Source organism: Enterococcus sp. JNUCC 77, from assembly GCF_054819945.1.
This window is the reverse complement of sequence record NZ_JBTHIG010000001.1, coordinates 1,244,576-1,264,617: the sequence shown is the minus strand read 5'-3', so window position 1 is coordinate 1,264,617 and position 20,042 is coordinate 1,244,576. Positions and strand designations below refer to the sequence as shown.

Annotated in this window: 17 protein-coding genes and 1 riboswitch; of the genes, 1 reads left to right on the top strand and 16 read right to left on the bottom strand. The window is 36.0% G+C overall.

Annotated elements, in window-relative coordinates; genetic code table 11:
• Positions 1-5: 5 nt before the first annotated feature.
• From ACVWNY_RS06285 to purC, 16 genes are all read right to left on the bottom strand, one after another.
• Positions 6-983 carry an alpha-ketoacid dehydrogenase subunit beta gene (locus ACVWNY_RS06285; RefSeq protein WP_218325331.1) on the bottom strand — a complete coding sequence of 326 codons (978 nt, stop codon included), beginning with the start codon at positions 981-983 and terminating at the stop codon, positions 6-8.
• Positions 984-985: 2 nt separating this feature from the next.
• Positions 986-2,095 carry a pyruvate dehydrogenase (acetyl-transferring) E1 component subunit alpha gene (pdhA, locus tag ACVWNY_RS06280; RefSeq protein WP_218325332.1) on the bottom strand — a complete coding sequence of 370 codons (1,110 nt, stop codon included), beginning with the start codon at positions 2,093-2,095 and terminating at the stop codon, positions 986-988.
• 375 nt (positions 2,096-2,470) lie between these two features.
• Positions 2,471-5,077 carry a magnesium-translocating P-type ATPase gene (mgtA, locus tag ACVWNY_RS06275; protein ID WP_218325455.1) on the bottom strand — a complete coding sequence of 869 codons (2,607 nt, stop codon included), beginning with the start codon at positions 5,075-5,077 and terminating at the stop codon, positions 2,471-2,473.
• Positions 5,078-5,202: 125 nt separating this feature from the next.
• Positions 5,203-5,369, bottom strand: a riboswitch (M-box (ykoK) riboswitch).
• A gap of 55 nt (positions 5,370-5,424) precedes the next feature.
• Positions 5,425-6,153, bottom strand: coding sequence for a nitroreductase family protein (locus ACVWNY_RS06270; RefSeq protein ID WP_218325333.1), 729 nt, complete (start codon positions 6,151-6,153; stop codon positions 5,425-5,427).
• Between the two features lie 11 nt (positions 6,154-6,164).
• Positions 6,165-7,586 carry an aminotransferase-like domain-containing protein gene (locus tag ACVWNY_RS06265; protein ID WP_218325334.1) on the bottom strand — a complete coding sequence of 474 codons (1,422 nt, stop codon included), beginning with the start codon at positions 7,584-7,586 and terminating at the stop codon, positions 6,165-6,167.
• A 109-nt stretch (positions 7,587-7,695) separates the two neighbouring features.
• On the bottom strand, positions 7,696-8,673 hold the full coding sequence (guaC, locus tag ACVWNY_RS06260) for a GMP reductase (RefSeq protein ID WP_218325335.1): 978 nt from the start codon (positions 8,671-8,673) through the stop codon (positions 7,696-7,698).
• A gap of 127 nt (positions 8,674-8,800) precedes the next feature.
• A complete protein-coding gene (locus ACVWNY_RS06255; RefSeq protein ID WP_218325336.1) occupies positions 8,801-9,232 on the bottom strand; it encodes a DUF3788 family protein in 432 nt (143 codons plus the stop codon).
• A 364-nt stretch (positions 9,233-9,596) separates the two neighbouring features.
• Positions 9,597-10,850, bottom strand: coding sequence for a phosphoribosylamine--glycine ligase (purD, locus tag ACVWNY_RS06250; protein WP_454071836.1), 1,254 nt, complete (start codon positions 10,848-10,850; stop codon positions 9,597-9,599).
• Positions 10,851-10,861: 11 nt separating this feature from the next.
• Positions 10,862-12,394, bottom strand: coding sequence for a bifunctional phosphoribosylaminoimidazolecarboxamide formyltransferase/IMP cyclohydrolase (purH, locus tag ACVWNY_RS06245; RefSeq protein WP_454071835.1), 1,533 nt, complete (start codon positions 12,392-12,394; stop codon positions 10,862-10,864).
• A complete protein-coding gene (gene purN, locus ACVWNY_RS06240) occupies positions 12,375-12,962 on the bottom strand; it encodes a phosphoribosylglycinamide formyltransferase (protein ID WP_454071834.1) in 588 nt (195 codons plus the stop codon). The genes purH and purN overlap by 20 nt, the downstream gene beginning before the upstream one ends.
• Positions 12,963-14,006 carry a phosphoribosylformylglycinamidine cyclo-ligase gene (gene purM / locus ACVWNY_RS06235; RefSeq protein ID WP_218325340.1) on the bottom strand — a complete coding sequence of 348 codons (1,044 nt, stop codon included), beginning with the start codon at positions 14,004-14,006 and terminating at the stop codon, positions 12,963-12,965.
• A gap of 12 nt (positions 14,007-14,018) precedes the next feature.
• Entirely contained in the window at positions 14,019-15,458 is a 1,440-nt protein-coding gene (gene purF / locus ACVWNY_RS06230) for an amidophosphoribosyltransferase (RefSeq protein ID WP_454071833.1), read from the bottom strand.
• Entirely contained in the window at positions 15,443-17,659 is a 2,217-nt protein-coding gene (purL, locus tag ACVWNY_RS06225; protein ID WP_218325342.1) for a phosphoribosylformylglycinamidine synthase subunit PurL, read from the bottom strand. The genes purF and purL overlap by 16 nt, the downstream gene beginning before the upstream one ends.
• On the bottom strand, positions 17,659-18,339 hold the full coding sequence (gene purQ, locus ACVWNY_RS06220) for a phosphoribosylformylglycinamidine synthase subunit PurQ (RefSeq protein ID WP_454071832.1): 681 nt from the start codon (positions 18,337-18,339) through the stop codon (positions 17,659-17,661). The genes purL and purQ overlap by 1 nt, the downstream gene beginning before the upstream one ends.
• Entirely contained in the window at positions 18,340-18,594 is a 255-nt protein-coding gene (purS, locus tag ACVWNY_RS06215; RefSeq protein WP_438720082.1) for a phosphoribosylformylglycinamidine synthase subunit PurS, read from the bottom strand.
• A gap of 5 nt (positions 18,595-18,599) precedes the next feature.
• Positions 18,600-19,310, bottom strand: coding sequence for a phosphoribosylaminoimidazolesuccinocarboxamide synthase (gene purC, locus ACVWNY_RS06210; protein ID WP_454071831.1), 711 nt, complete (start codon positions 19,308-19,310; stop codon positions 18,600-18,602).
• A gap of 245 nt (positions 19,311-19,555) precedes the next feature.
• On the opposite strand from purC, the gene ACVWNY_RS06205 reads away from it, so the two are divergent.
• Positions 19,556-19,912, top strand: a complete 357-nt coding sequence (locus tag ACVWNY_RS06205) for a hypothetical protein (protein ID WP_218325345.1) — start codon at positions 19,556-19,558, stop codon at positions 19,910-19,912.
• The last annotated feature ends 130 nt before the right edge of the window (positions 19,913-20,042 follow it).

Sequence of the window (20,042 nt, the reverse complement as noted above, 5' to 3'; positions counted from 1 at the left end):
TTTAATTAAAATTCTACGATTTCTTTTACTTTTGCTTCAATATCGCTAGCATTTGGTAACCAGATACCTTCCGCTTGACCAAATGGGAAAATTGTATCTGGGGCAGAAACACGTCCAATCGGAGCTTCTAGGGATAATACAGCTCTTTCAGAAATTTCAGAAACTACTTGTGCACCGACACCGGCTTGTTTTTGTGCTTCTTGTACAACAACCACTCGACCAGTTTTTTCAACTGATTTGATAATTGTTTCAACATCTAGAGGAGCAACTGTTCTAAGATCAATAATTTCAACGTTGATATTTTCTTTTGCTAAATTATCGGCTGCTTTTATAGCTTCACGAACCATTGCGCCATAAGTAATAATTGAAACATCACTACCTTCACGAGTTACAGCAGCTTTATCTAAAGGTACTTCATAAATTCCTTCTGGCACTTCTTCACGGAACGAACGATACAATTTCATATGTTCTAGATAAACAACTGGATCATTGTTACGAATTGAAGAAATCAATAATCCTTTTGCATCATATGGATTTGATGGGATAACTACTCGCAAACCGGGAGATTGAGCCATCAAGCCTTCTAAATTATCAGAGTGAAGTTCAGGTGTATGCACACCACCACCAAAAGGTGAACGAATAGTGACTGGTAAATGACGTGTACCACCCATACGGTAACGAGTGCGAGCCATTTGACCTACTACTTCATCCATCGTTTCAAAAACGAAACCAAAGAATTGAATTTCTGGAACAGCGCGAAAACCTTCTAAAGCCAAACCAAACGCTAAACCACCAATTCCTGACTCAGCTAAAGGTGTATCAAAAACGCGTTCTTCTCCATGTTTTGCTTGTAATCCTTCAGTCGCACGGAATACACCACCGTTTTTACCAACATCTTCACCGAAAACTAATACATTTTCGTCTTTTTCTAGCATTAAATCAAGAGCATCAGTGATGGCTTGAATCATTGTTTTTTGGGCCATGATTATTTCGACTCCTTCGCTTCATAGAATTCAATTTGTTCTTTAATACTTTGCGGTTGTACTTCATACATATTTTTTAAGAAGTCTGAAACTTTTTGTTTAGGTACACGATCAGCTTCAGAAATTGCTTCCTTGATTTCTTCTTTTGTTTGTTCAATGATTGCTTCTTCTTTTTCTTCAGACCAAAGACCTTTTTCCGTTAAATAATTTCGGAAACGAACCAATGGATCTTTCTTTTGCCATTCGTCATCCATTTCTTTAGAACGGTAACGAGTTGGATCATCACCTGATAAAGTATGAGGACCATAACGGTAGGTCAAAGTTTCAATTAAAACTGGACCGTTGCCATTTGCTGCCCATTCACGAGCCATCTTTGATACATAATAAACAGCCAATGGATCCATACCATCAACTTGGATACCTGGGATTCCAGCAGCAACAGCTTTTTGAGCTAAAGTAGCTGCCGCAGATTGTTGTTCTCGCGGAGTTGAAATTGCGAAGCCATTGTTTTGAATGTAAAAAACGGCATTAGCATGGTAAGCTCCAGCAAAGTTAATCGCTTCATAAAAGTCCCCTTGAGATGAACCACCATCACCAGTATATGTGAAGGCAACATTTTTCTTATTACGTTTCTTAAGACCTAATGCTACACCAGCTGCTTGGACATATTGCGCTCCAATAATAATTTGTGGTGGTAATGCTTGTAAATCGTCAGCATAATGATTTCCGGCAACATGACCGCGCGACCATAAGAATGCTTCTGCTAAAGGTAACCCATGTTGAACCAATTGAGGCACATCACGATAACCTGGTAATAAAACATCTTCTTTTTCAAATGCAAATTGACTAGCTAGTTGGCTAGCTTCTTGGCCAGCAGTTGGCGCGTAAAATCCTAAACGACCTTGACGATTCAATGCAGTTGAACGCTGATCTAACACCCGTGACCAAACCATTTTAGTCATTAATTCGACCAATTCCTCATCTGATAAATCTGGGATTAATGCTTCGTTTACTACTTTTCCATCTTCATCAATTGCTTGATAAACAGGGAAATCAGCATTAATATCGGCTAATAACGCTTTAAAGTCGATCGTTTTCTTTTTTTCTGCCATGTTGTCACACTTTCCTCTCTTTTTCTCAGTCACTGATAAAACAGGAACTGAATCTGTACTACTGATTTCTCAGCTTCATCATTAAAGTATCATTTTTAACATGAGAAGACAAACAATATGCAACGCTACCATAAAAGTTTTAGCTAGAAATTTCTTATTTTTTTGTGAAAAAATGACCAAACTAAAGTGGTTTAACAAATAAAACTAACAAGAGACTGAAACCTCTTTCTTCCGCTATGATTGCCAGTCATAAATCAACTCGTGATCTAACAATTTAAAAATTACAATTTTTAATTGTGAAAAAATCCACTTGTGGAAATATACTTGCTATAAAAAAAGAAACAGAGCAACTATAAAAGTCACTCTGTTATAATTTTAAACCCATTCACCAGCAATTTTGATATATATTTTTTTCCCAATCTGCACTGCAATTAAATAGCCAACAACAATTAAGAAATACCATACCCAATAGGCATTAGGTAATGCTACAAAATCAAATTGCGCTCTTATTGGCGTGATCACAATAATAATACCAACCACTACTGCAGCCAGTAGACTAGCCAAAACTTGTGGTGCCGGACGACTTTGAATAAATGGAATTTTTCTAGTTCTTACCATTAAAACTACTAAGGCTTGCGTCGTTAAACCTACAACAAACCAACCTGTTTGAAATAGATTTTGATTTCCTATTGTATTTGCGCCAAAAACATACCACATTAAGACAAAAGTTAAGATATCAAAAATCGAACTGATTGGACCAATACAAACCGTAAATTTCAACAAACCTTTTGTTTCCCACTTTGTTGGTTTAACTAATTCTTCTTCATCCACATTATCCCAAGGAATTGTTAGCTGAGCAATGTCATAAATTAAGTTTTGCAATAAAAGTTGCATGGACAACATTGGTAAAAATGGTAGGAAGGCACTAGCAACTAAAATTGAAAAGACATTCCCAAAATTTGAACTAATCGTAATTTTAATATATTTCATCATATTACTAAATACTCGCCGGCCTTCTAACACACCGCTTTCTAAAACGGTTAAGCTTTTTTCCAACAAAATAATCGAGCTGGCATCTTTGGTAATATCAGCAGCTGTATCAACCGATATCCCCACATCGGCTTTTCTTAAAGCTGGTGCATCATTAATTCCATCTCCCATAAAACCAACCGTGTGGCCTTTTGTTTGTAAATTTTCAATAATCCGAGCTTTTTGCATTGGATTTAATTTTGCAAATAAATTAGTTGTATCACCAGCAATCTGTAATTCTTGATCACTCATTCGGTCAACTTCAGTACCTAAAACATATTTACTGGCATCAATACCTACGTCATTACAAACTTTTTGGGCTACTATTTCATTGTCACCTGTTAAAACTTTGACGTTTACTCCATGTTGATGCAAAGAATCAATTGCAGTCTTAGCAGATTCTTTTGCTGGGTCTAAAAATCCCATAAAACCGATTAAAGTCATATTTTTTTCATCACTGCTACTATAAATTGCATCACTATGGACATCTTTTTTGATTGCCACCGTGATTACTCGCATACCTTGACGATTCATTTTTTGGTTTACTTCTTGCAATTTTTCTTTTAATTCATCAGTTAAGGGTAAGATTTCTCCATTAATCTCTACTTTATCGCAGACAGTCGCCATCTCTTCAACCGCACCTTTTGTGATCATTAATTGATGATCATCTGCTTTAATCACAACTGTCAAACGACGACGTGAAAAATCAAAGGGTATTTCATCGATTTTTTGGACTGTTTGATAAGGTAATTGCTGTTTTTGTTCTTCATAGTAATTAATCACTGCAATATCCATTAAGTTTTTCCAACCAGTTTGATAAGTTGAGTTTAAAAAAGTTAGATCTAAAACTTGGCGATTTTCTTCCCCTAAAGGGTTCAAATGTTCAACTAATACCACACGATCTTCTGTAATCGTACCGGTTTTATCAGTACACAAAATATCCATGCCACCTAAATTTTGAATCGCAGCTAGTTCTTTCACAATCACTTTTTGTTTAGACAATGTCAAAGCACCTTTGGCCAGATTTGAACTAACAATCATTGGAAGCATTTCTGGCGTTAAACCAACTGCTACGGCAATTGCAAAGAAGAAAGCACTGCTCCAATCTCCTTTAGTAACACCATTAATTAGTAAAACTAAAGGGAATAAAACCATAATCATCCGTAATAGCAATTTACTAACTTTCGTCAAACCAATGTCAAAACTTGTCTTCCCACGTTTGGCTGTTGCATTTTTAGCAATGTCTCCAAAAAATGTTTGCTGCCCGGTTTTTAAAATAATAGCTTTGCCTTGACCACTCAAGACATCTGTTCCCATAAAAACTAAATTTGATAAATCTAGGGCAGTTTCCTCACTTATTTTGTTGTGGGCACTATTAATAAATTTTTCAATCGGCATTGATTCACCCGTTAACGAAGATTGATTAACGAACAAATCTTTGGTCCAAATCAAAACTGCATCAGCAGGAATCATATCACCCGTTGCTAAAGTTAGGATATCTCCAGGAACAATTTCATCCATTGGTATTTCCGCTGTTTCGCCATTTCTTGTAATGGCAGAGGTATTTTCAATCAATTCTTTTAATTCAATACTGGCTTTTTGGGAACGGTATTCTTGAATAAAAGTGATTAAAACACTCGCTAAAATCATAATAACCATTACAATTGCCGCTTGAAAATCTTTAGTGGCAATTGAAACAATCACTAACAATGCTAAAACATAAACAAAAGGATCGTTAAAGGCTTGTAAAAACAATAACCAAGCAGGCGTCGGTTTTTGTGCAGATACTTCGTTGGGCCCATATTCTTCCAAACGCGTTTTTGCATCTTGATTTGACAAACCTTTTTCAGAAGTCCTTAAGTTTAAAAATAAATCCCGATCAGTTAATTGTGCTAATTTTTTTAGTTCTTGGTCCTTGCTGATATTTTTGGCAAGGAGATTTTTCTTGCTCATCATAATAATTCCTCCAATTTCTTATTCTCTTACTCGGATGTTCGTCAAGATCCATCTTCCTCACCACCTTTCATTGTCAGACACAAAAAAACGCACACTCAACAACAAGCATGCGGAAATAACCTCAATCATGTCATCGTTGAGCTTTAGCACTATAGGGCGTAGACAAAATTTGTCAGCTACGTTAAACGTCACCTTCACGATGGCATCTGTTAGACCAACTCGGAGTCTCTCGATTCCTTTGCGGCAGTAGCTTATGTCCATATAGGAGCCTCACCTAACAATATTTATATTATTTAATAAAATAACTATAAATTGAAAATCTGTTTCTGTCAAATCATCTAAAGTTATTTTTGAATTTTTTTATCTTTAAGAAATTGATCAACTGCAGTATTTGGTTTTTGTGAAAAATAATCAGCAAATTTTTGACTCCAGATTTTTGTTTCTCTGGCTTCTGCAAATTTGTCCATCGTTTCATCATATTTTTCAATCACTTGATAGTCATAATCTTTAAAAGTGTCATAAAATACAATAGCTTCTTCGGGTAAACGTGGTTTTACTTTCATTTCAACAGTTGGTTTACCAATGCTCATTCCAGCTACTGGAAACATATAATCGGGTAGATTTAATAATTGGCTAATTGCATCAATGTCTTTGCGAATACTTCCTACAATAACACTACCCAACCCGAGGGATTCAGCGGCTAATGTTGCGCTATTCATGGCTAAGGCTGTATCAGTCACCGCAGTCAATAATGGATCAATTCCTTCAATTATCGGGAAATCAACCTCATATTTATCAGCGACTTTTTTTGAACGATTTAAATCAGCAACAAAAATTAAAAAAACAGAGCTTTTTAGCATGTGGGGATTACCTGGATTCATTGCAACTAATTTTTCTCGAATTGAGGAATCTTTTACCACAAAAATACTGTAGAATTGTCCATTCATCCAAGTTGGCGCCTGTCTTGCAGCTGATAAAATCACCTGTAATTCTTCTTCCGATAGTTGATAATTCTCATCGAAATCACGGTACGTACGACGGGTTTGTAATAGATCTAGCATTTGATTATTCATATTGACCTCCTTCATTTTTGTTTCAATTGATCGGTGATTTGTTGAAATTTATTAAAAAACACTGCCAAATTTTCTTGATTTAGACGAGTGTAATTAATCCTAAGGGACATCGTATCATTACTAAATAAAAACGCCGGAGCTACCAATAATTGTTCATCTAAAAAAAGTTCCCAATCTTTTCTCGTTAATTTTTTATTTTTCCAGGTTAAATAAGCATACAACCCACCTTCAATCGGTTCAAACTGCCAATCATTTGATAAAAGCTTTAATTCTTTTTCAAAATCACGAGCGCTTTGTTTTAAGGTGTCTACTAAATTCTGCTGCTTTTGATTAAAATAAGGATCCTTTAATGCAGTGCTGGCAACAACCTGTGGAAAAACGCTTAAAGAAAAATCAACCATTTGACGTGCTTCGGCTAAACGCACAATCAAATCACGATTTGCAACAATCCAACCAATTTTCAAAGATGAACCAAATATTTTTGACAAGGAACCTAAGTGAATGACTTCATCTGGTGCAAGTTCTTTCAAGGACGGCGGTAAATCTACGAAGGCCAATTCGCTAAACACATCGTCTTCTACAATGGGAATTTGATATTTTCGACTTAAATCAATTAATTCTTTTCTTCTTTGTAAAGACATAGTCCTGCCAGTTGGATTTTGAAAGGTCGGATTGACTAATATCATTTTGATTTTTTTGGTTAAAATCAATTGTTCTAACTGATCCACTCGCATTCCTTGGCTATCTAATTCAACACCGTACAATCGAATGCCCGCAGTAGCAAAAATTGGCAAAGAGTACAAAAATGATGGATCTTCAATCGCGACACTATCGCCATTTTGTAACATCACTTGAAGCAATAAAAACATGGCTTGTTTGGCTCCTGATGTAATTAGCACTTCATTAGAAGAAACATCGATTTTTTGTTCTTTTTTTATCCGCTGAACAATTAATTCCTGTAATGGTAAATAACCCAATGGGCTTTGCTTTTGTTCTTCCAGTAGCAATGTCTCCCATTTGAAAGAAGGTAAACGAAAACTGGGAATTAAATTCAGTGGTAATTCTCCAGTATATAGATCCAAACTTTGGACTGATTTCAATTGCTGTTGCAGTTTAACTAAATACGCTTCTTGTTGAAAATGATTGTCGGCTAATCGCCTTCGCCAATCAATCCGAGGATTAGCTGTTCTGCCCCAGTTTCCCTCGTTAACAAGCGTTCCGCTACCACGTTTTCGTACAATCCAGCCCAAAGCAACTAATTCATCCAACGCATGAACTACTGTTGAACGATTCACATGATAAGTCTCAGCCAATTTTCGCTCCGGTGGCAAACGATCTCCCGGCAGTAATTGGCCATTTTGAATATATTCGATTAACTGTTCCATAATTTGTTGATAGACTGGAATATTTTTTTGGTTATTTAACTGCCACATCAGTCGACTCACTTCCCTTAGTATTAAAATTACTGGAGGAAAGGGCCACTGTCAATCAAAAAAAGTGATAGAGGATGATCAATTTGATCTTCCTCTATCACTTTTAAATTTAAATTGTATCACCATTGAAAATTGAATTTTTAACTATTACGTAGTCAACTTTTTGGATAGATTCCAAATCGCGACCACCTGCATAAGAAATTGAAGACTGTAAATCTTGTTGCATTTCCACTAAAGTATCTTTCAAATGACCTTTAAACGGAATCCAGATTTTTTTACCTTCCACATTTTTCTTTTCACCTTTTTGAAATTCAGAAGCACTACCAAAATATTCTTTTAAAACGACACCATTTTCAACTTTGGTTTCACCTGGAGACTCTTCATGGCCAGCAAAAAGTGAGCCAATCATTACCATTGTCGCTCCAAAACGAACAGATTTAGCAATATCACCATGGGTACGAATTCCACCATCGGCAATAATAGGTTTTCGGGCAGCTTTTGCACACCAACTTAATGCTGCTAATTGCCAACCGCCAGTTCCAAAACCAGTTTTAATTTTAGTAATACATACTTTACCGGGTCCAATGCCGACTTTTGTCGCGTCTGCACCAGCATTTTCTAGTTCCCGAACCGCTTCAGGAGTTCCAACATTACCAGCAATCAAAAATGCATCCGGCAATAATTTTTTAATATGCTTAATCATATTAATCACTGGATCAGAATGACCATGGGCAATATCAATTGTGATATAATCTGGTACTAAATTTTGATCGGCCAACGATTGCACGAAATCATATTCATTCGCTTTTACACCAACACTGATTGATGTAAACAAACATCTTTTTTGCATCTTTTTAATAAACGGAATCCGCTCTTCTTCGTAAAAACGATGCATTATGTAAAAGTAACCATTTTCTGCTAAAAATTCTGCGATTGATTCATCGACAATTGTTTGCATATTAGCGGGAACCACTGGCATTTTAAAGCTGAATTTACCTAATTTAACACTTGTGTCACATTCTGAACGAGAGTTCACGATACACTTGTTGGGAATTAGTTGGATATCTTCATAATCAAATACTTTCATAAAATCCTCCATTTGTTTACACAATAAAAAACATAGGACATTTCGCCCTATGTAATTTACAATAAAAATGAGAAAAAAGCAAGAATAATTTTTATTATTCTTGCTAAAACACGAACATTAAACCTTTTTAATGTTTTTCTCTTAAGTTTTTAGCTTGAAGACTGACTAGAAAAACGACATCTTCCATTTCAGCTTCATTCGTTACATCCATTTCGATCATCTTTGTTGATGGAGATATTTGTGCAAACTTTTCTTTAAACTCATCAGACATTACTTGAATCATTGGCGTTAAATAGCGAATCCCAAAATCAGGTAGTGGGGTTTTTACTGAAAAATAGTCGTCATGAATGATGATTGAACACAATAAACCTTGATATTGTACGACTTCAATGTGCCATCCAAGCTTTTTTTGAAATATTATTTTAATTTGTGGCTCATAGTGACGAGTGAGTTGTGCCAGCAAAATTTTTAAATACTGAGAGTTTGGTAAAAAATCCATGATTGCTTCCATATTGGGTTTTTCAGCTTCCAATTGAGACGATAGCCATTTATCATCCATCAAACTTCCTCTTTTCTTATCAATTGATATATACGTACAAGAATGAACAACATAAAATTTAAAATATTGGGATAACAATATTCATAAAAACTTATTTTTTCAATTCTAATCTCATTATTTTTTCATAATTTTATTTTAACATGATATACCGCGCATGTCATTGTTTTCCTCTTTATTATCTTCACTTATCTGTTTCTACTTATTAATATTAATGCTTTTATTCTTCACAACGGTCTTGATTTTACTAAAAAAAGAGCCTTATTGCAAGCTGCAATAAAGCTCTTTTTTATTTTATTCAATTATTTTTTTCTAGCAAATTTTTTATCTTACTAAAAACTAAGAAAATTAAAAACAAATAAATTGATTATTTATTACGACCTTTATCACCAATATCTTTTCTGAAAAAATAACCATCTGTATTTGTTTTTTCTAATGCTTTGTAAACTTTTTGCTGTGCATCAGAAATATTTTCACCATTTGCTTCCACAACTAAAACCCGGCCTCCATTTGCCTTTAGACCATCTGAATCAGAAACTCCGGCATAAAAAATGTTGACATTTTCATCATCAAAGGTTGGAACCGGCATACCTTTTTGATAATCTCCAGGATAGCCATCAGCAGCTATAACAACACCAACACTAGCAAAATCATACCAGTTTATTTTTGGTTCTTTTTCATGCAACAGATCGTCAATAACTTCAGCCAAATCACTAGCTAAACGCGGCAAAACAACCTGAGTCTCTGGATCACCGAAACGGGCATTAAATTCAATAACCTTTGGTCCATCTGAAGTTGCAATTAAGCCGGCATATAATATGCCAGAAAAAGGTGTACCATTTTGAACCATACCATTTACAGCAGGTTTGACAACATTTTCGACTGCTTTATTAATAATTGATTCGGAAATTTGTGGTACGGGAGAATAGGCACCCATTCCACCAGTATTAGGCCCTTTGTTTCCTTCAAAAGCTGGCTTATGGTCTTGAGCAATAACCATTGGATAAACATCATTATTTCTAACAAAAGATAATAGCGAAAACTCTTCACCAGCTAGAAACTCCTCAATCACCACTTTAGCACCACTTTCACCAAAACGGTTTTGATTGAGCATTTCATCTAGTGCTGATAAAGCTTCTTGTTCATCCTGTGCCACTACTACCCCTTTGCCTGCAGCTAAACCGTCTGCTTTGATTACAATTGGCGTGCCTATTTTTTTTATATAGGCCTGCGCTTGATCAAAATCAGTAAATACTTCGTAGGCTGCAGTTGGAATTTGATTTTCTAGCATAATTTGTTTAGCAAACTCTTTTGAACCTTCGATCATTGCAGCTGCTTTATTAGGTCCAAATATTTTTAGATCAGCAGCTTGAAAATCGTCGACAATCCCATTCAACAATGGTACTTCAGGTCCGACAAATGTCCATTCGATTTGATTTTCTTTAGCAAATTCGATCAAAGCCGGATGATTATCTTCTTCAATAGCTAAAGTTTGAATGCCGTCATTTAGCATACCAGGATTTCCTTTTGCGCAAAATACCTCTGTCACCTTTGGACTAGCTAATATTTTTTTAGCAATGGCGTGTTCACGACCACCAGAGCCGATAATTAGAATTTTCATCAGGTCACCTCTTAATGTCTGAAGTGACGGCCACCAGTAAAGACCATCGCTACACCATATTTATTTGCCATCGCTATTGAATCTTTATCTCGAATACTACCACCAGGTTGGACAATCGCTTTAATGCCGTGTTCAGCTGCATATTCTACTGAATCATCCATTGGAAAATAAGCGTCACTAGCTAAAACAGCGCCAGCCATTTTATCAGTAGCTTGTTCTAGCGCAATTTTTACAGAACCCACACGATTCATTTGGCCGGCACCAATACCAACTGTTTGATGCTGGTTAGCAACGACGATCGCATTTGATTTCACGTGTTTGACAGCTTTCCAAGCAAATTCTAACGCTTTTAATTCCTCTTTGGTTGGCTGGCGATCCGTGACGACTTCGTACCCTTCTGCTTTTTCAGTCAAGATATCTTGGTCTTGAACTAATAAACCACCTAGTACAGATACTATTTCTACTTGTTCAGAACTTGAATTACTAAAGTCTAGTATTAATAATCGCAAATTCTTTTTCTTCGACAATAATTCAAATGCTTCAGCAGAAAAAGATGGTGCAATAATAATTTCTAGAAATAATTCATGCATCTTCTCAGCTGTTGCCAAATCAACTTCTCGGTTAGCAACAATAATACCGCCAAAAATGGAAACGGGATCGGCTTCGTATGCATAATTATAAGCTTCAAAAATTGTTTTCCCAGTTCCAATACCACAAGGATTCATATGTTTCAACGCCACAACAGTTGGTTCAGAAAATTCACGGGCAATCCTTAAAGCAGCATCAGCATCTTTAATATTATTGTACGATAATTCTTTGCCGTGTAATTGTTTCCCGCTAGCAATTGAATAAGAAACAGGAATAGCATCTTGATAAAAAGCTGCTTTTTGATGACTATTTTCACCGTATCGTAAAGTTTGTTTTAAATCATAAGTTAAAGTTAATTTTTCTGGTTCAGCAACTTCAACTGCTGCTGTTAAATATTCAGCAATCAGGGCGTCATAAGCAGCCGTGTGACGAAAAACTTTTGCCGCTAATTTTTTTCGCGTAGCTAAACTAGTTTCGTTGTTTTCAGCAAATTCTTGTAAAACTGTTTCATAATCTAGCGGATCTACCACTACAGTAACAGCCGCGAAATTTTTCGCCGCTGAACGAAGCATACTTGGACCACCGATATCGATATTTTCAATCGCATCCGCTTCCGTAACCTCTTTTTTCAAGATAGTTTCTTTAAAGGGATATAAATTCACGCAAACCAAATCTATTGGTTGAATGTCATGAGCGTCCATTGCTTCCATATGGCTAATTAAGTCTCTTCGTCCTAACAAACCACCATGGATTTTCGGGTGCAGTGTTTTCACTCTTCCGTCCATCATTTCTGGAAAACCAGTGACTTCATCAATACTGATTGTTTTTACACCGGCCTCATCTAAAACTTTTTTAGTTCCACCAGTAGAAATAATTTCAAATCCGTTTTCGATTAATTTTTCAGAAAACGAAACAATTCCATTTTTATCAGATACACTAATCAGCGCACGTTTCATGACCAAACTCCTTTATGATTTTCGCAATGACTGCGGGATAAAGTCCATGCTCAACTGCATGAATTTTTTCTTCTAAAGTTTCTAAAGTATCATTTTTATCAATAATCACTTTTTCTTGCGCAATAACTGGTCCAGTATCCACACCACTATCTACATAGTGAACAGTGACACCTGTTTCAGCTACTCCAGCTTCAAAAGCATCTTTAATACCGTGTAATCCCGGGAAACTAGGCAATAATGCCGGATGAATATTAATAATTCTTTTCGGGAATGCTTGCAAAAGTTTTTCACCGACAATTCGCATATAACCTGCCAAAATAACTAAATCAATCTGATTTTTCTTCAGTAAATTCAATAATGCATCTTCATAAGCAGCTTTATTTTCAAACTCTTTCAATTCAAAGCTTTCACTGGGAATTTGAAATTTTTCCGCTCTCTTTAAGACATACGCATCCTGGTGATCAGAAAAAAGTAAATCAATTTTTGCAGGAATCTCTCCATTTCGAACAGCATTAGCTAAAGCTTCAAAATTAGAACCATTCCCAGAAGCTAAGACAGCAATTTTCATTTATTTTGCTCCCTTAAATGAAATCGACTCATTAACTTTGTCAGTTACTTTTCCAATAATATAAGAAGCTTCATCATTTTTTTGCAACAGCTCTTGAACCGCTGCAACTTTTTCTGGTGCAACCGCTAATACCATACCAATACCCATATTGAAAATTTCGTACATTTCCATGGTAGGAATTTGACCATATTTCTCCATAGTTGAAAAAATTGGTAAGATTGGCCAGGTTCCTAATTCAATCTCACAAGCAAGTTGATCAGGTAGCATTCTTGGTAAGTTTTCAACAAATCCGCCACCAGTTATGTGAGCTACACCATGGAGTAATTCATCTTTAACCAAAGGTAAAATTGCCTTGGCATAAATCCGAGTTGGTTTTAATAATTCATCAGCTAACGATGCCCAATCAAGTTCTGGCAATTTATCCGAAATCGTAAAATCATTATCTTCAAAGAAAATTTTACGAACCAAAGAATAGCCATTGGAATGAATTCCTGATGAAGGCAACCCAATCAAAACATCGCTAGCTTGAATTTTTTCCCCAGTTACAATTTTACTTTTTTCGGCAATCCCCACAGCAAAGCCAGCTAAATCATAATCCTTATCACCGTACATACCTGGCATTTCAGCTGTTTCGCCACCAATTAAAGCTGCCCCAGCTTGCACACAACCATCAACTACACCGGCAACAACTTGTTCTAAACGTTCTGGAACATTTTTTCCAGTAGCAATATAATCTAAAAAATATAATGGTTCAGCGCCCTGCGCAATAATGTCGTTGACACACATTGCTACACAGTCAATCCCTATTGTATCGTGACGATCTGCCTGAATAGCGACCATCAATTTTGTTCCCACACCATCAGTACCAGAAATCAAGACGGGTTCTTTGACGTTTAATTGACTTAAATCAAAATTGCCGCCAAAGCCACCAATTGCGCCCATCACGCCTAATCTTTCAGTTTTCTTGACATGTTTTTTAATTCTTTCTACCACTTCATAACCCGCTTCTACATCGACACCAGCTTTTTGATATGCGTTAGCCATTATTTCTCTCCTTTAGAAAAATGAAATTTTTTCACGTAATGATTCTTGATATTTTTCTTCATAATCGTACAATGGCGTAGGATAATCCCCATTAAAATAAGCCATACATAAACCAGAATAAGGTGCATCAAACTTCAAGCCAATCGCGTCAATTAATCCTTCTTCACTTAAAAAGGCCAAAGAATCAGCACCGATTTCTGAACGAATTTCTTCAATTGAATGATTTGCTGCGATTAATTCTTTTCTTGTTTGAATATCTATTCCATAAAAACAAGGGTAGCGTAGAGGTGGTGAAGCAATTCGTACATGAACTTCTTTTGCACCGGCTTCTTTTAATAATTCCACTATCCGACGACTGGTTGTCCCACGCACAATCGAATCATCTACCATGATGACTTTTTTGCCTTCAACAACACCTCGAACTGCTGACAACTTCATCCGAACACCTTGTTCTCTTAATTCTTGGGTAGGCTGGATAAAAGTTCTTGCGATGTACTGATTTTTTACTAAACCCATTTCATAAGGAATGCCAGTTGCTTCTGCATAACCACTAGCAGCTGATAATGATGAATTTGGCACACCGACTACCATATCCGCTTCAATCGGTGCTTCAGATGATAAAATTCGACCCATATTTTTTCTAGCACTATGAACGTTTACCCCTGCAATATTTGAATCAGGTCTAGCAAAATAAATGTATTCCATTGAGCAAATTGCATGTTGTGTCTCATCAGTAAATTTTTCAACTGTCAAACCTTGGTCGTTAATAGTAATTACTTCACCAGGATTTACGTCTTGTAAAAACTCGGCACCAACTACTTCTAAGGCACAAGTTTCTGAAGCAACCACATATGCACCATTCACCATTTGTCCGATTGATAATGGTCTGAAGCCATTGGCATCTAAAGCGGCTACCATAGAATCTTCCGTCATCATTAAATAAGCAAAACCACCTTTAACAGTGTTCAAGGCTTCTTTTAATTGACTAGAAAAATCTGGTTTGGCGCTTTTACGGATTAAGTGCATTAAGATTTCTGTATCTGAATTAGAGTGAAAAATTGCGCCTTCTTCCTCTAAATCTTTTCTTAAAGTTTTAGCATTAGTTAAATTACCATTATGCGCTAGTGCAAAATCGCCATCATAAAACTTAAACAAAAACGGTTGAATGTTATCCACACTACCATTTCCGGCAGTCGCGTATCGCACATGACCAATGGCTGCTTGTCCAGTTAATTGATCTAACTGTCGTTCATCTTTAAAAACTTCAGACAATAAACCTAAATCACGGTATCCTTTTAATTTACCTTCATCATTTGATACAATACCGGCGCCTTCTTGTCCTCGATGCTGTAAACTATGGAGACCAAAATAAGTGACGCGTGCAGCATCTGGATGACCCCAGATGCCGAACACACCACATTCTTCATTTAAACTTCTTACTTCATAAGACATGGAATAGCTTCCTCCCAAAGTTCTTTGGCTGTCTTGACTGCAACATTAATTTTTCCATCATTCGCTTCAATTGTTAATTGACCATCGGCAGTTACTTCACCAATAAATTGCGCTTTTTTAACACTACTTTCAAAAGCTGCTTGATTTTCTTTTTTCACAGAAAGGATAAAACGAGATTGTGTTTCACTGAATAATTCTGCTGCTTTCAAATCAACCTTCACTGAAATCCCTAATTCATTCGCGAAAGTAGCTTCAGCTAAAGCCGTTGCTAGACCGCCTTCAGACAAATCATGAGCACTAGATACTAAACCAGCTTTAATTGCTGATAAAACCAACTCTTGGTTTTCTTTTTCAGTAGCTAAATCAAAATTCATTAGTTTCCCTTCAATTAAACCCTTTTGCATTTTTTGAATTTCAGAACCATTAAAATCGGCTTTGGTTTCACCAATCACATAGACTAAATCACCAACATTTTTAAATTGTTGAGTTGTTACATGGTTTAAGTCTTCGATTAAGCCAACCATACCAATCATTGGAGTTGGATAAATCGCTTTTCCGTCTGTTTCATTATATAAAGAGACATTCCCAGAAATGACTGGTGTGTTTAAAACGGTACAAGCTTCAGAAATACCATCAGCAGATGTCCATAATTCCCAGAATCCTTCAGGTTTTTCAGGAGAACCATAATTTAAGCAGTCAGTAATCGCTAAAGGCTGTCCACCAGATGCAACAATATTTCGCGCAGCTTCTGCAACTGCAATTTGTCCGCCAACCTCAGGATTTAGATATAAATAACGGGCGTTGCAATCTGTTGTCATTGCCAATGCTTTATTCGTGCCACGTACTCTAAGAACAGCGGCATCACTACCCGGGCCTACCACTGTATTAGTCCGAACTCTAGAATCGTAAGTTTCAAAAATTGTTTTTTTAGAAGCAATAGTCGGTTGTTTTAACAAATCTAAAAGGGTTGCTGTTGCATCTTGGATTGTTGGTACAAAATCAGCCATTTCCGCAAATTCTTTAATACGAGCAGGTTCTTTCTTTTCATTCTGATAAACCGGCGCATCTTCTGCTAAAGCATCCACAGGCAAATTCGCAACTTCTACATCATGATGATATAAACGATATAAACCATCGTCAGTTACTTCACCAATTGTTACAGCATCTAAATCATATTTTTTAAATAATTCGACCACTTGATCTTCTGCCCCTAATTCAACACAGATTAACATCCGTTCTTGAGATTCTGACAACATCATTTCATAAGGGGACATTCCTGTTTCCCGTTGAGGTACATCATCTAAATAAAGTTTCAAACCAGATCCAGCTTTTGAAGCCATTTCTGCACTAGAAGATACTAAACCAGCTGCACCCATATCTTGAATGCCAACTAAAATTTCAGAATGGTCTAAAATCAATTCCAGACAAGCTTCCAATAATAATTTTTCCATGAATGGATCACCAACTTGCACAGCCGAACGTTGTTGTTCTTCCCCTTCAACAAATTCTTCTGAAGCAAAAGTAGCGCCATGAATACCATCGCGACCAGTTTTAGCCCCTACATACATGATTTTATTGCCGACACCTTTGGCCTGCCCTTTTTGAATATCTTTATGATCAATTAAACCAACACACATTGCATTAACTAATGGATTTCCTTCATAGCTCGCATCAAAAGCTACTTCGCCTCCGACAGTTGGAATTCCAATACAGTTACCATAACCAGAAATTCCAGCGACAACTTCTTCTAATAAATATTTTGTTCGGGAATTATCTAATTCACCAAAACGTAAAGAATCTAAGATAGCAATCGGTCTTGCACCCATACTAAAAATATCACGAATAATTCCGCCAACACCGGTTGCGGCCCCTTCATAAGGTTCAACAGCTGAAGGATGGTTATGACTTTCTGCTTTAAATACAACTGCTTGATTATCACCAATGTCAACAATCCCGGCACCTTCACCAGGCCCTTGTAATACTTGCTTACCAGTTGTTGGAAATTTTCTTAAAACCGGTTTTGAATTTTTATATGAACAATGCTCACTCCACATGACTGAAAAAAGTCCTGTCTCAGTATAATTAGGCATCCGACCTAAAATATCCTCTGAAATCATTCGATATTCTTCGTCAGTTAGCCCCCATTCAGCGTAGATTCTTTGCTCTTTAATCTCTTGAGCTGTCGGTTCTGTTTTAATCATTATTTAGCCGCTACCTTTCCGAAGTTATTAATCATTGATGCGAAAAATTTCAAGCCATCATCTGACCCTAATAATTTCTCTACCGCTCTTTCAGGGTGAGGCATCATTCCTAAAACGTTACCTTTTTCATTGACGATACCAGCAATTTTCTCAACACTACCGTTAATATTATCTTCTGCATAAGAAAAGACAATTTGATTGTTGGCTTTTAATTGATCCAATGTCGCTTCATCGCAGTAATAGTTTCCTTCACCATGGGCAACGGGGATTTGAATAATTTCTCCTTCCGCATATTCGGTCGTAAAGTTTGTTTGATTATTTTCAACTTTTAAAGGTGTAATTTTACTGATGAATTTTAAGCTGTCATTTCTTCTTAAAGCCCCCGGTAAAAGACCTGCCTCAGTTAAAATTTGAAAGCCATTGCAAGTACCAAAGACTGGCTTGCCTTCTTCGGCCATACGGACAACTTCTGCCATAATATTTGCAAAACGAGCAATTGCACCACAGCGCAGATAATCGCCATAAGAAAATCCGCCTGGCAATAAGACGCCATCAAAACCAGCCAAACTATCTGCATCAAAGCGAACATATTCACAATCAACATCCATAATTTCTTTGATTGCCCAATACATATCCATATCACAATTTGAACCTGGAAAAACGATGACTGCAAATTTCATTTAAACTTCCTCCATCGTACTAATTTCATAGCGGTAAGTTTCCATATTAACGTTAGCTAATAATTTGTCACAGATTTCTTCAATCATTTCTTCGATGGGACGATCACTTTTAGCTACTTTGATTTCAAAATATTTACCAATTCGAACATCTTCAATCGTGTCATAGCCTAAACGATGAACGGCACCTTTGACTGCTTCACCTTGAGGGTCCAATACTGAATCTTTGTAAGTTACATATACTTTTACGAAATACATTTTTTTTACTCTCCTTTTAATCGATTTAAGACTTCTTGATAAACAGGGATTAAATCCCCTAAATTTCTACGGTAGATATCTTTATCTAAATGTTCATTTGTGGACTTATCCCATAAACGGCAAGTGTCAGGTGATATTTCATCAGCCAATAAAATTGAACCATCTCTTGTTCGGCCAAACTCTAATTTAAAATCTACTAAGAGAATGCCAATTTCATCAAACAGTTCACTTAACGCTTCATCAACTGCTAAAGCCATTGTTTTTAACGTTGTAATTTCTTCATCAGTAGCAATATCTAAGACCTTAATATGGTCTTCAATAATCATTGGATCATCTAATTCGTCATTTTTAAAATAAAATTCAACAATCGGAAATTTCACCTGTGTACCTTCAGGAATTGCTAAACGCTTTGAAAAGCTTCCGGCAGCGATATTCCGAACGACAACTTCCAACGGGATAATATCAACTGCTTGGATAATTTGTTCTGTTTCTGAAATTTGTTCTACGAAATGACTACGAATTTCTTTTTCATCTAAACGTTGAAAAATTAAACTAGTGATTTGATTATTAAGCTCACCTTTGCCTTTAATTTGGTCTTTTTTAGCGCCGTTTAAAGCCGTTGCTTGATTCAAATACTCAACCCAAATCAAATCTGGTTGATCCGTTTGAAATAGTTCTTTTGCTTTGCCTTGATAAAGTAATTGGCCTTTTTCCACTTGCGTTACCCCTTCTTAATTGTGAATGATTTATTGTTATCGAACAATTATCATTCGTATTTTATTCAATTATAGTGTAACAACTCACAAAATCCGGGTCAATTATTTATCGGATATTTATACTTTTTTAATCCTTAATGTTCGTTTTTTGCTAAATTTTGTATTTCAGGTCAAAGAAAGATAGCGTTTACATATTAAAAATTAGGTGCTATAGTTTATTTGACAATAATATCGGAGGAATGAACATGTTACAGACAGGATTAATTGCTCAAGAATTTCTACATCATATGAATGAAGCAGATAAGCACCAGTTGTTTAACTATTTACTTGGCTTGAATGTCACCCATAAAGAAAATGTAAATACCTCTTTTTATACATATAAAAATCTGAAAAAATGGCTGAAGCCTAAGCAACAGCCTATTCAGACTTTTTCATTTATAAACGATCATAATGATGAATTGATTATTAGCCAGCTTAAATATCAAAAACTATTTAAACAAGGTTATCAAATAAAAGTATTCTATAATTTAAACGAATATGACTATCATTTAGTAGATGATCTCTTGGTTGAGTTAAAAGGAGAATTATTATCATATGCCTAAAAAAAGAGTTTTCCAAAGCGGAAAACTCTCTTTTTTAATCATCTTCTTGTTTGATTGCTTGAATCAGATCATTTTCTTTATTTACATCAATATCAGGTTCTTCTTGATATTGATCAATCGACACAGCCAG

Bases quoted from the DNA above. Each gene is read 5' to 3' on its own strand.
- ACVWNY_RS06285 (WP_218325331.1), bottom strand. From the start codon at position 983: ATGGCCCAAAAAACAATGATTCAAGCCATCACTGATGCTCTTGATTTA.
- pdhA (WP_218325332.1), bottom strand. From the start codon at position 2,095: ATGGCAGAAAAAAAGAAAACGATCGACTTTAAAGCGTTATTAGCCGAT.
- mgtA (WP_218325455.1), bottom strand. From the start codon at position 5,077: ATGAGCAAGAAAAATCTCCTTGCCAAAAATATCAGCAAGGACCAAGAA.
- ACVWNY_RS06270 (WP_218325333.1), bottom strand. From the start codon at position 6,153: ATGAATAATCAAATGCTAGATCTATTACAAACCCGTCGTACGTACCGT.
- ACVWNY_RS06265 (WP_218325334.1), bottom strand. From the start codon at position 7,586: ATGTGGCAGTTAAATAACCAAAAAAATATTCCAGTCTATCAACAAATT.
- guaC (WP_218325335.1), bottom strand. From the start codon at position 8,673: ATGAAAGTATTTGATTATGAAGATATCCAACTAATTCCCAACAAGTGT.
- ACVWNY_RS06255 (WP_218325336.1), bottom strand. From the start codon at position 9,232: ATGGATGATAAATGGCTATCGTCTCAATTGGAAGCTGAAAAACCCAAT.
- purD (WP_454071836.1), bottom strand. From the start codon at position 10,850: ATGAAAATTCTAATTATCGGCTCTGGTGGTCGTGAACACGCCATTGCT.
- purH (WP_454071835.1), bottom strand. From the start codon at position 12,394: ATGAAACGTGCGCTGATTAGTGTATCTGATAAAAATGGAATTGTTTCG.
- purN (WP_454071834.1), bottom strand. From the start codon at position 12,962: ATGAAAATTGCTGTCTTAGCTTCTGGGAATGGTTCTAATTTTGAAGCT.
- purM (WP_218325340.1), bottom strand. From the start codon at position 14,006: ATGGCTAACGCATATCAAAAAGCTGGTGTCGATGTAGAAGCGGGTTAT.
- purF (WP_454071833.1), bottom strand. From the start codon at position 15,458: ATGTCTTATGAAGTAAGAAGTTTAAATGAAGAATGTGGTGTGTTCGGC.
- purL (WP_218325342.1), bottom strand. From the start codon at position 17,659: ATGATTAAAACAGAACCGACAGCTCAAGAGATTAAAGAGCAAAGAATC.
- purQ (WP_454071832.1), bottom strand. From the start codon at position 18,339: ATGAAATTTGCAGTCATCGTTTTTCCAGGTTCAAATTGTGATATGGAT.
- purS (WP_438720082.1), bottom strand. From the start codon at position 18,594: ATGTATTTCGTAAAAGTATATGTAACTTACAAAGATTCAGTATTGGAC.
- ACVWNY_RS06205 (WP_218325345.1), top strand. From the start codon at position 19,556: ATGTTACAGACAGGATTAATTGCTCAAGAATTTCTACATCATATGAAT.